This is a genomic window from Caproiciproducens sp. MSJ-32, from assembly GCF_018918055.1.
Taxonomy (GTDB): domain Bacteria; phylum Bacillota; class Clostridia; order Clostridiales; family Clostridiaceae; genus Clostridium.
The window spans coordinates 1-13,350 of sequence record NZ_JAHLPS010000037.1 but is presented as its reverse complement, the minus strand read 5'-3'; the positions used below and the strand labels follow the sequence as shown (position 1 = coordinate 13,350).

Annotated in this window: 17 protein-coding genes; all 17 read left to right on the top strand. The window is 29.5% G+C overall.

The genetic code is table 11. The annotated features are described in order from the left end of the window. Nucleotides 1–8: 8 nt before the first annotated feature. The 17 genes from KQI16_RS04300 (at nucleotide 9) to KQI16_RS04220 (ending at nucleotide 12,963) form a co-directional block, all read left to right on the top strand. A complete protein-coding gene (locus tag KQI16_RS04300; protein WP_216432475.1) occupies nucleotides 9–608 on the top strand; it encodes a chemotaxis protein CheC in 600 nt (199 codons plus the stop codon). Between the two features lie 16 nt (nucleotides 609–624). Then, complete coding sequence (locus KQI16_RS04295) at nucleotides 625–984, top strand: response regulator (RefSeq protein ID WP_216432474.1); 360 nt, start codon at nucleotides 625–627, stop codon at nucleotides 982–984. Nucleotides 985–1,005: 21 nt separating this feature from the next. Beyond that, complete coding sequence (locus KQI16_RS04290) at nucleotides 1,006–1,404, top strand: chemotaxis protein CheW (RefSeq protein ID WP_216432473.1); 399 nt, start codon at nucleotides 1,006–1,008, stop codon at nucleotides 1,402–1,404. A gap of 15 nt (nucleotides 1,405–1,419) precedes the next feature. Then, complete coding sequence (gene fliM, locus KQI16_RS04285) at nucleotides 1,420–2,415, top strand: flagellar motor switch protein FliM (RefSeq protein WP_216432472.1); 996 nt, start codon at nucleotides 1,420–1,422, stop codon at nucleotides 2,413–2,415. Continuing rightward, entirely contained in the window at nucleotides 2,408–3,544 is a 1,137-nt protein-coding gene (gene fliY, locus KQI16_RS04280; RefSeq protein ID WP_216432471.1) for a flagellar motor switch phosphatase FliY, read from the top strand. The genes fliM and fliY overlap by 8 nt, the downstream gene beginning before the upstream one ends. 112 nt (nucleotides 3,545–3,656) lie before the next feature. Further along, nucleotides 3,657–3,932, top strand: a complete 276-nt coding sequence (locus tag KQI16_RS04275) for a flagellar biosynthesis anti-sigma factor FlgM (protein ID WP_216432470.1) — start codon at nucleotides 3,657–3,659, stop codon at nucleotides 3,930–3,932. A gap of 1 nt (nucleotide 3,933) precedes the next feature. Beyond that, the gene (locus tag KQI16_RS04270; RefSeq protein WP_216432469.1) at nucleotides 3,934–4,344 is read left to right on the top strand and encodes a flagellar protein FlgN; all 411 of its coding nucleotides are present in this window, start codon (nucleotides 3,934–3,936) and stop codon (nucleotides 4,342–4,344) included. Between the two features lie 14 nt (nucleotides 4,345–4,358). Continuing rightward, entirely contained in the window at nucleotides 4,359–6,101 is a 1,743-nt protein-coding gene (flgK, locus tag KQI16_RS04265; protein WP_216432468.1) for a flagellar hook-associated protein FlgK, read from the top strand. A gap of 11 nt (nucleotides 6,102–6,112) precedes the next feature. After that, nucleotides 6,113–7,084 carry a flagellar hook-associated protein FlgL gene (gene flgL / locus KQI16_RS13190; RefSeq protein ID WP_216432467.1) on the top strand — a complete coding sequence of 324 codons (972 nt, stop codon included), beginning with the start codon at nucleotides 6,113–6,115 and terminating at the stop codon, nucleotides 7,082–7,084. 12 nt (nucleotides 7,085–7,096) lie between these two features. Further along, nucleotides 7,097–7,522 (top strand): flagellar assembly protein FliW, encoded by a 426-nt coding sequence (gene fliW / locus KQI16_RS04255; RefSeq protein ID WP_216432466.1) that lies wholly within the window; start codon nucleotides 7,097–7,099, stop codon nucleotides 7,520–7,522. 82 nt (nucleotides 7,523–7,604) lie between these two features. Continuing rightward, nucleotides 7,605–7,829 carry a carbon storage regulator CsrA gene (gene csrA / locus KQI16_RS04250; protein ID WP_216432465.1) on the top strand — a complete coding sequence of 75 codons (225 nt, stop codon included), beginning with the start codon at nucleotides 7,605–7,607 and terminating at the stop codon, nucleotides 7,827–7,829. Nucleotides 7,830–7,920: 91 nt separating this feature from the next. Beyond that, nucleotides 7,921–8,268 carry a flagellar protein FlaG gene (locus KQI16_RS04245; RefSeq protein ID WP_216432464.1) on the top strand — a complete coding sequence of 116 codons (348 nt, stop codon included), beginning with the start codon at nucleotides 7,921–7,923 and terminating at the stop codon, nucleotides 8,266–8,268. Between the two features lie 14 nt (nucleotides 8,269–8,282). Next, a complete protein-coding gene (locus KQI16_RS04240; RefSeq protein ID WP_216432463.1) occupies nucleotides 8,283–8,573 on the top strand; it encodes a hypothetical protein in 291 nt (96 codons plus the stop codon). Between the two features lie 13 nt (nucleotides 8,574–8,586). Beyond that, entirely contained in the window at nucleotides 8,587–8,973 is a 387-nt protein-coding gene (fliS, locus tag KQI16_RS04235; RefSeq protein WP_216432462.1) for a flagellar export chaperone FliS, read from the top strand. Between the two features lie 25 nt (nucleotides 8,974–8,998). After that, a complete protein-coding gene (fliD, locus tag KQI16_RS04230) occupies nucleotides 8,999–11,170 on the top strand; it encodes a flagellar filament capping protein FliD (protein ID WP_286172870.1) in 2,172 nt (723 codons plus the stop codon). Between the two features lie 10 nt (nucleotides 11,171–11,180). Beyond that, nucleotides 11,181–11,504: a flagellar protein FliT gene (locus tag KQI16_RS04225; RefSeq protein ID WP_216432461.1), complete on the top strand. Its 324-nt coding sequence runs from the start codon at nucleotides 11,181–11,183 to the stop codon at nucleotides 11,502–11,504. Nucleotides 11,505–11,847: 343 nt separating this feature from the next. Next, nucleotides 11,848–12,963 (top strand): flagellin N-terminal helical domain-containing protein, encoded by a 1,116-nt coding sequence (locus KQI16_RS04220; protein WP_216432460.1) that lies wholly within the window; start codon nucleotides 11,848–11,850, stop codon nucleotides 12,961–12,963. The last annotated feature ends 387 nt before the right edge of the window (nucleotides 12,964–13,350 follow it).

Sequence of the window (13,350 nt, the reverse complement as noted above, 5' to 3'; positions counted from 1 at the left end):
AGGATTTTATGGAATATAAAAATTTAACTTCATTCCAATTGGATGCTTTAAAGGAAGTTACCAATATAGGAGCTGGCAATTCTGCAACATCATTATCAATGCTTTTAGGCACCAAAATAGATATGTCGGTTCCAAGCGTAAATTTGATAGAATTTGAAGAACTGCTAAATAGCAATAAAGAAAATGAAGTAGTAGCAGTTTTAGTTAAAGTTTTTGATGATATTCCAGGAAGTATACTTTATGTGTTTGAAAAAGATATAGCATTAAAAATGATATCTAAAATGATATCAAAAGACGAAGCAGCTCTCACAGAAATGGGGATTTCTGTAATATCAGAAATAGGTAATATAATTGCCTCATCTTTTATGAATTCAATTGTAGCTTTTACTAATTTAAAGGCAACAGTTTCTGTACCGGCTGTAGCAAATGATATGCTTAGTGCTATATTAGTTACTACTTTTGTTGAAACAGGTCAATATCAAGAATATGTTTTAGATATAGAAACATTATTTATTGGTAGTGGAGAGGACAAATTAGAAGGACATTTCTATTTCGTGCCTGCTCCAGGATCATTAGAAAAAATTTTAGAAGCATTAGGAATAAAATAATTTGGAGGGATAATAAATGACAAGAGTTTTAATAGTTGATGATGCATCTTTTATGAGAATGATGATAAAGGACATTTTACAAAAGAATGGATTTGATGTTATTGCAGAAGCATCTAATGGTTTAGAAGCTGTAGAATTATATAAAAAAGAGAGACCAGATGTTGTTACAATGGATATAACAATGCCAGATATGGATGGAATAGAAGCTGTTAAACAAATAAGAGCTTTTGATCCAAATGCAAAAATAATTATGTGCTCAGCAATGGGACAACAATCAATGGTTATGGATGCAATAAAATCAGGAGCAAAAGACTTTATAGTTAAGCCATTCCAAGCAGATAGAGTATTAGAAGCTATAAGAAAAGTTGTTGGTTAAACAATTTAGGAGGAGTATGGAATGCAATATGTGGTATTTAAACTAGGGGAGGAGCATTTTGCAGTTGAGACATCAAAGATATTAAGTATAAATGATATGATGAAGATAACACCAGTACCTAAGGCTCCTGTTCATATTAAAGGATTAATAAATTTAAGAGGAAGCATTAAGTCCCTTGTTGATATTAATTTATTATTAAATATAGTGCCTAGTGAAAAACAAAATAACATAATAATATTAAAAGTTAATGAAGAAGAAATTGGCATCATAGTAGATGATGTAGAAGAAGTAGTAGATATAGATGATAATAAACTTCAAAAATTAGAAACTCAAAATATAGAAGATTATATAAAAGGAGTTATTGAATTAGACAATAGATTATTAACAATAATAGATATTGAAAAGTTACTAAACCAATAGGAAAGGGGAAGAGAGATGGCAGAGGTTTTATCACAAAGTGAAATAGATGCTTTATTATCTGCCTTATCTGCAGGTGATTTTGAACCGGATCAGCTTAAAGAGAAAGAAGAAAAACATAGAGTCAAAAAATATGACTTTAGAAGTCCTCAGAAATTCTCTAAAGAACATATTAGAACTCTAGAAATGGTACATGATTCCTTTGCCAGAATTGTAAGTAATTATTTATCTGGACAATTAAGGAAACATGTAAAAATAGAAATTCAAACTGTAGAGCAGATAACCTATGAGGAATTTATTCATTCAATCCCTAATCCTACTGTATTAACAATATTTAGTATGCCACCGTTACAAGGTAATATATTGCTTGAGATGAATCCTGAATTTTCATATCAAATATTAGATATACTTTTAGGTGGAGAAGGAAATAGAAAGGTTAAATTAAAAGATTTTTCAGAAATAGATAAAAATATTTTATCTAGTATTACATCTGAAATGATAAATTCTATGAAACTAGCTTGGGAGGATATAATAGAGGTTAGACCACAATTTGAGGCTCTTGAAACTAATCCATCTGCCAGTCAGACCTTGGCTCCTAATGAAGCTGTTGCTTTACTTAGTTTTTCTGTTGAATTAGGAAAGAGTACAACTTATATGAATTTATGTATTCCTTATTTAAGCGTCGAAAAAATAGTGGATAAATTAATTGTTCAATATTGGTTTAAAACTGATGCTTCAGAACTTGATACAGATGCAAGAGAAAAGATTATGGCTGGAATTGAGCCTGCCAAGGTTGACCTTCATGTTGAACTTGGAGAAACAGAAATTACTTTAGATGATTTTCTAAGGCTTGTTAAGGGAGATGTTTTAGTATTAAACACTCGTTATGATAGTCCTGTTAGAGTTTTTGTTGAGGATGAAGAATGCTTTATTGCAAAACCAGGTATTATTGGAAAAAACTTAGGAGTAGAAATATTAGATATTACAGATAAGGATGTGATTGAGATTGAGTAACGGTTTTTTAACCCAGGAAGAAATAGATTCATTGCTAAACGGTAATGTGGGAGGTAATGTGGATAATAAAGAAGCTGAAATATTATCAGATATAGAAAAAGATTTACTTGGCGAAATCGGAAATATATCAATGGGATCAGCATCAACAGCTCTTTATCAACTTACCAATAAGCAAGTAAATATTACAACACCAAGAGTTAATGTAACAACCTTAAGGGAAATTAAGGAAAGCTTTAAATGTCCAAATATTATTTTAGATGTTGAATATACTTCGGGTATTATGGGACGAAATATTTTGATCATGCAAACAAATGATGCAGCAGTTATAGCCAATTTAATGATGGGTGGAGACGGCAATGTAAATAGTACTGAACTATCAGAACTTGAAATTAGTGCTGTACAAGAAGCAATGAACCAAATGATAGGGTCAGCAGCAACCTCAATGGCAACCATGTTTTCTAGGGAAGTTAATATTTCTCCTCCGAAGTCAAAGATCTGGAAATCAATAACTGAAAGCATAACAGAGGAAATTCCAGAAGATGTTCCTATTATAGAGGTAAAATTTGACTTAACAATTGATGGCTTATTAAATTCAAGTATGATGCAGATTTTACCTATAGAAACAGGAAAGAAAATAGTGGCAATAATGACTGGAGAGGAACAAGAAGAAGCTGCCATAACTTCAGAAACTAAAACTGAGCCAGAAAAAGTTGAAGTTAATAATAAAGCAGCTGAAATTTATGAAAAGCCTATTGATATTGATGAAGAGATTAGAGAAGAAAGATATTCAAGAAAAGATGAGAAACCAGTGGAAGTACATAAAGCAAGTTTTGGTGAACTTAAGCAAGGTCCTGTTGGTGAATCTCATAGAAATCTTGATCTAATCTTAGATGTAGCTTTAAATATTTCTGTAGTACTTGGAAGAACTAAAAAAAGTATAAAAGAAATATTAGATTTAAGCACAGGTTCATTAATTGAATTAGATAAATTAGCAGAAGAGCCAGTTGAAATTCTGGTTAATGGCAAAAAGATAGCTTTTGGTGAAGTAGTGGTTGTAGATGAAAATTTTGGGGTAAGGATAACAAGCATTGTAAGCAGTGCTGAAAGAATAAAGTCTTTAAAAGATTAAGTATTAAAACAGATTAAGTTTATTGCTTAATCTTTTTTTTATTTAATCTATAAACTTATATTGATAAAATACGAAAATAAGAATATAAAGAAGAAATTATTAGGAGGTAGCTATGAATATTAAAGGAATAGGATATATGAGCGGAATAAATCAATATAATAGGGTTTCTTCTAATAAAATAAGTAAATTAGAAAAAAGAGATGTGTCTGATAGGATAGAATTATCTCAAGAAGCAAAGCTGCTAAAGAACTATGCTATAGATGAGAGTGCATTTAATAATAGTCAAAAGATCATAGAAATTAAAAATAGAATTCAAAACGGTACTTATGATATAAACAGCAGGATTTTGGCTCAAAGTCTATTAGATGCTATGAGGGGAAAAGAATAATATGGTAGAAGAATTAAAAAATGTCCTTATTGAAGAAGAAAAAGAATTAAGAGGCTTATTAGAGCTGCTTGATAAGCAATATAAATTAACTATTAAAAAGGAAGTTTATGCCTTAGAGGCAATTGTAGAAGATATAATGTTAAAAAATAAGGATCTAGCAGAAAGTGAAGTTAAAAGAAGAAGAATATTAGGAAATCAATCCATGAAGGATCTTGTTGCAAATTCCCAAGATAAGGAACTTGAGGATATATACAGAAGAATCCAAAGGCTTTTAAATGAAATTAAGCTTCAAAAGGATACTAACGAACTATTAATAAAACAGCAATTAAGTTTTACAAATAAGCTTCTTAGTTTAATAAATCCACAAAGAAATGTAACAACTTATAATTCCTATGGAAATATTAGAAGATAAGCAGGTGAGAAAAGGTGTCAGGATTATTTTCAACATTTAATATAGCTAAGAGAGGGATGTCAGTACAACAGAAAAGTATAGATGTAACTTCCCATAATATAGCGAATGCAAATACAGTAGGATATTCAAGACAAAGAGCTACTATTGTTACTACAACTCCTTATACTGTTCAAGGGGGAGTTGGTCAGATTGGTACAGGTGCTGAAATTAGTAAAATAGAAAGAATAAGAGATACATTTTTAGATTATCAGGTAAGAAATGAAACTACTATTTTAGGAAAGTATCAAATTAGGGATAACTTTTTATATAAAGTAGAAAATATTTTGAATGAATCGTCAGAAACAGGTTTATCAAGCTTAATAGGAAGTTTTTTTGATGCTTTTCAAGAACTTTCTAAGCAGCCAAATAGTTCAAATTCAAGAACTGTAGTTGCTCAAAAAACTTTAGCACTAACAAATGCATTAAATTCAACTTATGGACAATTAGAAGCCCTTCAAACAAATGCCCAAGACCAAATGAGACACACTGTTACAAATATTAATAGTCTTTTAGATCAATTAGATAGGCTAAACCAAGAAATAATAAGTGTAACAGTAGCAGGTAATACCCCTAATGACTTAATGGACAAAAGAGATTTGCTTATTGATGAGTTAAGCATTAATTTTGGTATTGTAGTTGAAAGGGAAGAATTTAATGGCATAAATATTAAGCCAACAGAATCAGGCAAGGTAAAAGCCAACATATTAGTTAATTCCAGTCCAAATGGAGATGCTGCTAGATTTTCTTATATACCTGGTATAGAAAAAGTTGAAGAAGGCTCTTATATTATTACTTATTATAAAAACGGAGATATGAGCCGTGAAAGTAATAAGCAAACTTTAAAGATAACAGGAATTACTGAAGAACAAGCTCAAGAAATTCTAAATAAGAGAATTATATGGGCAGATAAAAATGGGCAGGCTATTAAGGGAGACGGTCATCCTATAGCTGATAAGGCTGAAATAAGCTTTGACGAATTAATGATGTTTGAGCCAGCATCAGGTAGTGTTAATGGTCTTTATTCAGTTCAAAAAGATATACAAGATTATATGGATCAGCTAGATAAGTTAGCTAAAGCAATAGCATTAGCAGTAAATGCTGTTCATAGCGGCAAAGAAGATGCTTCAGAAGATACACTTCCTTTTTTTGTTAATAAGGATACTGCAAAATATGATTCTTCAGGAAAACTTATAAATATAGAAGATACTTTAAATGCGGAAGTAGAAATTTCTGCTAAAAATATTACTATCAACGAAGAAATATTAAAGGATGTAATGAAGATCAATGCAGGGAAAGATGAAAATTCAGGAGAAGGGGATGGAACAAGAGCTTTAGCTATAGCACAGCTTAGATACGGAAAGCTTAAAATTCAAGATATAAATGAATCAATAAATACTAGGGAAGATTTTGTGAAGAATATTTTAAAAGATGATGGACTTGGATTAAATAATGCTGAAGGCGGAATGACTTTTGATTCCTATTTTAAAGATACTGTAGATAGATTAGGAGTTCAAGCTCAAGAAGCTTCAAGGATGGTAGCTAATCAAGAGGACCTATTATACAGCATAGAAGAAACTAGAGCAGCAGTTTCCGGTGTTTCTTTAGATGAGGAAATGGCAAACTTAATCCAATTCCAACATGCATATAATGCTAATGCAAAGATAATTGCAACTATAGATGAACTATTAGAAGTTGTAATAAATGGATTAAGGAGATAGGAGGTAATTAAGTGAGAGTTACAAATTCTATGTTAGCTAAAAGCTTTTTAAGGGATTTACATAGAAATCAAAATAATTTAAAAAGGATAAATGGTCAGCTTTCATCTGGAAAGGAAATAAGCAGACCTTCTGATAATCCTTATAAAGTAGCGAGAAGTATGCAATTAAATAGCGATATTAAGGCGGCTATTCAATATAATGAAAATATTAAGGATACTACTAACTGGCTAGATACAACAGATACGGCTCTTCAACAATTAGAAAAAAGTTTTCAAAGAATTAGGGAGCTTATGGTTTCTGCAGGTAATGCTGCTTATGGATCTGATGAAAAAAAAGCTATTAAGGATGAAATAAATGAAAAGGTGAATGAAATAGCTCAAATTTTAAATACTAATTTTGACGGAAAATATATTTTTGGCGGAACAAAGGTTAATAGTAAACCAGTGGCAGTACAGGCTGATGGGACAACAGGAAATAATAAATTATATTATTCTTCTTCCGATGGTACCATAATAGCAGATCCATCTACAAGTAATGAAATGGAAATGCTTGCTTCAGGTCTTATAGTTGAAATTTCGCAAGGTGTAACAATGAAGTATAATGTTAGTTCAACAGAAATTTTAGAATTTGGTGAGGGAGCAAATAAAGTAAATGTAATGAATTTATTAACAGACATTACGAATTCACTTGATTCAGAAGATTCTTCAGAAGTAACAGGAAGTCTATTAGGTCAAATGGATTCAGCAATATCAAATCTATTAAAGGTTATGGCTGAACTTGGCTCAAAACAAAATAGAATGGAAGCGGCAGCTACGCAAAATGAAGATCAAATTTTAAATTTAAAAGATGTATTGTCACAAACGGAAGATATAGATTTTGCAGAAAAAACTATAGAAGCAACAGTTGCTCAAACAGTATATATGGCTTCATTACAAGTTAGTGCAAGAATAATTCAGCCAACACTTTTAGATTTCCTTAGATAGGAGTAGATGAATATGGAAATAATATCACCAGTACATGGAAAAATGATATATGAAGAAAAGGAAATTATATATTTTGAAAAGGGAATACCAGGTTTTGATGAACTTAAAAAATATATTATTAAGGAAGTTGATGAAGAAAGTCCTTTTAAAATAATGCAATCAATAGAAAATGCAGAACTTGGCTTTATAATAATATCTCCTTTTGAAATTAAAAAAGATTATCAAATAAAATTAAGCAATGAAATAATTGAGGCCTTAAATATACAAAATCAAAAAGATGTTTTACTTTATTCAATTGTAAAATTAGATAGCAAAGTAGAAAATATAACAGCAAACCTGAAAGCACCTTTGGTAATAAATATAAATTCAAAAAAAGGGCAACAATATATACTAGATAAAGAAGATTATAATATAAGAGAAAAAGTATTTAATAATTAGGATTTATTACTAATTTAAAAAGAAATGATTAAAAAATTAGATAGGTAACTATCAATTTGAATTAATAAAGCGGGGTGTTGGTTTGTTAGTTATAACTAGAAAGAAAGGTGAGTCTATTTTAATAGGTGACAATATAGAGATATCTATATCAAAAATAGAAGAAGGCAGTGTAAAATTAGCTATAAATGCACCTAGAGAAATGACCATCCTGAGAAAAGAATTATATGAAGAAGTAGAACATGAAAACAAAGAAGCAGTGAAAATGAAACTTAATATAGATGTGCTTAAAAAGCTAGGAAAAAAATAATATAAGATTTAGTTAGAGACCTTGAAGGAGTTTTAGCCTAATTATTCATTATGAATTGTAAATTATGAATTGTAATTAAGGGGGTGCGAAAATGGATATAATGGTTAAAAGTCAAGGAGGACAAGTCAACCTAAATCTAGCAAAAGTAGCTGAAGTAAATCAGTCTTCAGAAAACAGGGATGTAGCAAAGGATATTAATAGAGATAAAGATTTTAAGAAAGAGGATTTAGATAAAGCAATAAATAAGTTAAATGATTTATTAAAGGTGGAAAATACTTTTGTGGAATATTCAGTCCATAAAAAATTAGGTGATATTATGGTAAAAGTAGTTAATGGCGATACAAAAGAAGTTATAATGGAATATCCACCGGAGAAAATACTAGACCTAGTAGCTAAAATGTGTGAAATGGCTGGAATAATAGTAGATAAAAAAGCTTAAAGTAGGTGAATGCCATGAATCTTTTTCTTAATAAAATTGATACTGATATTAGAAGAGAGCTATATGAAAAAACAAAGGATAATAAGGTTCATAGGAAGGCAAAAATCAAGATTTATAAAGATAGTGAAAAAAATAAGGGAAAAAGCTTTAATGAATATGTTAAAGAAGAGAAAGATAAGTTAAAAAAAGGGAAAAATAAAATTATAATTAAGGCTAGCAAAGAAAAAGAAGGCGAGATAATTTTAGAGGCAGAAAAAGATTTAAAATCTATAGAATACGGTACTTTTATAGATACTAAAAAGTAGGAGGAAAGAAAGAATGTACGGTAGTAATGCACTAAATGCTTATAAAAATAATAGTGTAAATTTTGCTTCCAAGGAACAATTACTCTTAATGCTGCTAGATGGTGCAGTGAGATTTTCCAAAATGGCTAAACAAGCATTGGAAGAAAAAAATATTATAGAAAGTCATAAAAATCTAGTTAAGGTGCAGGATATTTTTACAGAACTAATGATAACTTTAGATACAAGTGCTGGAGAATGGGCAAAACAGCTCTATAGTGTTTATGACTTTATAAAAAATAGATTATTTGAAATAAATTTAAAGAAGGATCTAAAAATGATGGACGAGCTTATGCCTGTTATAGAAGATGTGAGAAATACCTGGCATGAAGCTTATGAAAGATCAAAGAGAATGAGAAGATAATAATTAAAAGATAAGGAGGGAAGTTATGGCAATAAGAATAACAGGCCTTGCTACAGGATTAGATATAGATGCTGTTATAAAAGAAACAATGCAAGCCTATAGGGCAAAAATAGATGTTCAAGAGCAAAAAAAGGATATTCTTGAAATTAAACAGAAATTATATAGAGATATTATGAATGAAGCAAAGGATTTTTATAATAAATACTTTGACATTGCTAATAATAGTAGCTTACTTTTAAGTAGTAATTATCAAGCTGTTAGATATGAATCATCTAATACTGCAGTTTTAACAGTAAAAGGAAGTTCTGAAGCAACTCTTAGTAATTATACTATCTCAGGTAATATTGGAACTGCAGCAAAAGCAGTTTTGACTGAAGATGTAATCATAGATGATAAAATTAGAATTAACGGACAGGAATTTACCTTAAAAGGCGATACTTTAAAAGATAAGGCGAAAAATCTTAATAGTCAATTAAAAACAGCAGGAATAAATATTACTGTTAGATATAGTGATTTTGCAGGAACTTATGATCCTATTACAGGTGGTGGAGAAAATAAGTCAGGCCTTATATTTGAATCAACTGTTTTAGGATCAAGCAGTAGTTTTGTAATAGAAACAGATTTATCAAAAGATTCAATTGCTTTATTTTCTGAAATAGAAAAAGAAAAAGAAAAACTTGGTAAAGATGCTGTTGCAGCGAGGGCTACAGGAATCAAGGTTAATGATTTAATAAATGCAATAGAAGCTGATGAAGATAATCCTGAGAAGAAAAAACTAGTAATTAAAATAGGTGATAGTACTGTAACTATTAATGATATTTCGAAAGAAGCAATTAATGGTATGGTAGATGATGATGCTAGTGAGTTAGAGAAATTTCTAAATGAAAAGCTTTCTGACGTAAAAGTAGAAATTAAAAATGATAATATTACGTTTATAAGTGAAGAATTAGGAGCTTTGAATAATGGTAAAAGTATTTTAATAGGTTCGGAAGAAAATTCTAAAGAAGTTATTTTGGAGAATGGTGAGGATGCAGATTTTGCAGAAACTACCGTAAAGCTAGATGCTGTTAAGGGCAAGAAAATATATATTAATGGGAATATAGTATCAATTCCGCAATTAGAAAAAAATCCAACAAGTGAAGAAATAAATTCTTATGTAGAGAATGTTAATAAACTTTTATCAAATCAAGGCATTGCTATTTCAGTAATAATAGATGGAGATAATATAACTTTTACATCTAAAAATGCTGGAAATAAATATCAAATAGAGATGCAAGCTTATAATCAAGTAATAGATGAAAGTGTAATAAATTCAACGACAGGCCAGGATGCAAATATAATTGTAAGAGATGCTAAAGGTGGCTATTACGTACATACTGGCCCTACAAATACTTTTACCAAAGATGGTGTAACTTTTACTTTTAATGGTGAAATACCTGCTGAGGGAATTCAAGTTACAGGAAAAGTTGATGTAAAAGATACTTTTGATAAAATTGTTAATTTCATAAACGACTATAATAAATTAGTAGAAAAACTAAATAAATTAGTGACAGAAAAGAGAGCTAGGGACTATCAACCATTAACTAAGGAGCAAAGAAAAGAACTTTCAGAAAAGGAAGTAGAACTTTGGGATGCTAAGGTTGAACAAGGACAATTATATAGAGATTCAGATTTAATGAGAATAAATAATAGTTTAAAAGAATCAATGAGAACAATTGTTAATGGTACAGGGTTAAGACTAGAAGATATTGGAATAACTGCAGTTTTAGATTACAGTGGAACTAAAAATGGAACCTATTCAATAGACGAGAAAAAATTGACAGAGGCTTTAGAAAACAAGATGGAAGATGTTAAAAACTTATTTGCTAAGACTAAGCCGACGTCAGTTGGATTGAGTGATAGAGAAAAATATTCTCAAACAGGTATTATGTATAGACTAAAAGATATTTTATATAATGAAACAATATCTACAAGTTCTCTTCTTGCAAAAAAAGCTGGGATTGAAGGTACATCAACAGCACATAATAACACTTTAACTAAGACTATTGAAGAATATCAAAGAAAAATTAAAGATATGGAGAGCTTATATAGTAGTAAGGAACAAGCTTTATATATTAAATATGCAAGTTTAGAGAATATAATGAATAAGTATAATAGTCAAATGACTTATCTATCACAAAGTTTAGGTTTAGGTTAAAAGGTGATTTATGGAAGAAATTTTTAATAATTATAAAAATATTACAAGGGCCATAATATTAAATTTAAAAAATGGTTTGGATGTAGAAAATTTAATGAATAAAAGAGAATATATAATAAAAAAAATAGTTGAGAGTGATTTTGATAAAGCCTTAGTAAAAGAAATGTATATTAATAAAGGAATAATGAAATTAGATAAAGAACTTGAAGAAGTTATTAAAGAAGAGCAAAAAAGTGTGAGAAATGAATTACAAAGTCTTTACAATAGAAGAAAAGCAAATAATATGTATGAAAAAAATAAAAATGTAAATAGTTTTTTTAATAAAAAAATATAAAATAAATTAAAAATAACTATAAAGTTTAAAAAATGATTACGATAATAATAATATGGTTAATAAAAATTACTAGTAATCATCTTATTTATTAACTAATATTAAATTATTAAAGGTTAAATAAATTTAAAAATATAAAAAAAATTTAAAAATAACTATAAAGTTTAAAAAATGATTACGATAATAATAATATAGTTAATAAAAAATTACTAGTAATCTAACTTATTAACTTATTCTTAGCTAATAAGCTTATAATTAATTAAGATATACAATATCCTTATTAATTATAGCTTAATTATAAAAATGGACAAGGATGTCTAAAATTAAATTCAAGGAGGAATAAAAAATGATAATTAATCACAATCTTAATGCGATGAACGCACATCGTCAGTTGGGTCTTAACACTGTAAATGCTGGAAAGTCAATGGAAAAGTTATCATCAGGTCTAAGAATCAACAGAGCTGGAGATGACGCAGCAGGACTTGCAATCTCAGAAAAGATGAGAGGTCAAATAAGAGGTTTAGAGCAAGCAGGAAGAAATGCACAAGATGCTATATCACTTATCCAAACAGCAGAAGGTGCATTAAATGAAACACATGCAATACTTCAAAGAATGAGAGAACTTTCAGTTCAAGCTGCTAGTGATACTAATGTAGATGTAGATAGACAAGCGATAAAGAAGGAAATAGATCAATTAACATCAGAAATAACAAGAATAGGAAATACAACTGAATTTAATAATAAAAAACTATTAAATGGAGACTTAGCTTCAAGTGTTACTAATGTAGAATCAGGAATAGGACCATCTGCTGGTATTTCAAAAATTTCTTCAAATGGAGCAAGTGCTGCAGATGACTATACTTTAGAATTTAATGCTGAAAATAATGAATTAACACTAAGCAGTGATACATTAAAAAAGTCAAGGACAATTAAGGTAACACCTCCATCTGAAGGTTCAATGGAAACAGTAGATGTAAACTTTGCAGAACTAGGAGTTACTGTAACAATAAATGAAGGATTAAAATCAGGCATAAGTACAGATAACACTTTTAAAGTAGCTTCAGGAAATTCTATTAAAGTTATGATAGGTGCAAATCAAGGACAAAATATTACTATTGACATTTCAGATATGAGGGCAGATGCTTTTAATGGATTAACTACAATAGATGTTTCAACAGCTGCAAATGCTGAATTAGCAGTAACAACAATAAACAATGCTATAGAAAAAGTTTCAACTGAAAGAGCAAAGCTTGGTGCATTCCAAAACAGGTTAGAGCATACAATTGCAAACCTTGGAACATCAGCGGAAAACCTAACAGCGGCAGAATCAAGAATTAGAGACGTAGACATGGCTAAGGAAATGATGACATTCTCAAAGAACAATATCCTAAGCCAAGCTGCTCAAGCAATGCTTGCACAAGCTAACCAACAACCACAAGGTGTTCTTCAATTATTAAGATAATTGAAATTTTAAAGGGGATTTCACATATTGTGAAGTCCCTTTTCTATTGTTATTTTAATTAATTGTATAAGATAAAAATAAAGAAAGGAAAGGATATTATGAAAGGACACAATGATGATAATGTAAAATGCTCTTTGTCTTTTAAAAAAGTAGTTAAAGAACTATTTGAAGAATTAAATAATCAATTTGAATATTAATGCTAAAATAAAAATTAACAAGATTACAAATATAAAACTTAACAGAATTGCAAATGAAATAGTATAATTATCTCCGACGTAAGGAGGTAATTAGCATGATAGAAACAATAAAGGCAGAACTGAACATTTTGAGGTGCTTAAATATGAAACCAAACTATAGTGACTTAGCAAGAAAATATGGAGTTTCAAG

Coding starts and splice junctions, on each gene's coding strand:
- KQI16_RS04225 (WP_216432461.1), top strand. CDS start 11,181: ATGGAAGAAATTTTTAATAATTATAAAAATATTACAAGGGCCATAATA.
- KQI16_RS04275 (WP_216432470.1), top strand. CDS start 3,657: ATGAATATTAAAGGAATAGGATATATGAGCGGAATAAATCAATATAAT.
- KQI16_RS04300 (WP_216432475.1), top strand. CDS start 9: ATGGAATATAAAAATTTAACTTCATTCCAATTGGATGCTTTAAAGGAA.
- KQI16_RS04245 (WP_216432464.1), top strand. CDS start 7,921: ATGGATATAATGGTTAAAAGTCAAGGAGGACAAGTCAACCTAAATCTA.
- fliW (WP_216432466.1), top strand. CDS start 7,097: ATGGAAATAATATCACCAGTACATGGAAAAATGATATATGAAGAAAAG.
- fliD (WP_286172870.1), top strand. CDS start 8,999: ATGGCAATAAGAATAACAGGCCTTGCTACAGGATTAGATATAGATGCT.
- KQI16_RS04290 (WP_216432473.1), top strand. CDS start 1,006: ATGCAATATGTGGTATTTAAACTAGGGGAGGAGCATTTTGCAGTTGAG.
- KQI16_RS04220 (WP_216432460.1), top strand. CDS start 11,848: ATGATAATTAATCACAATCTTAATGCGATGAACGCACATCGTCAGTTG.
- KQI16_RS04295 (WP_216432474.1), top strand. CDS start 625: ATGACAAGAGTTTTAATAGTTGATGATGCATCTTTTATGAGAATGATG.
- fliM (WP_216432472.1), top strand. CDS start 1,420: ATGGCAGAGGTTTTATCACAAAGTGAAATAGATGCTTTATTATCTGCC.
- KQI16_RS04240 (WP_216432463.1), top strand. CDS start 8,283: ATGAATCTTTTTCTTAATAAAATTGATACTGATATTAGAAGAGAGCTA.
- fliS (WP_216432462.1), top strand. CDS start 8,587: ATGTACGGTAGTAATGCACTAAATGCTTATAAAAATAATAGTGTAAAT.
- KQI16_RS04270 (WP_216432469.1), top strand. CDS start 3,934: ATGGTAGAAGAATTAAAAAATGTCCTTATTGAAGAAGAAAAAGAATTA.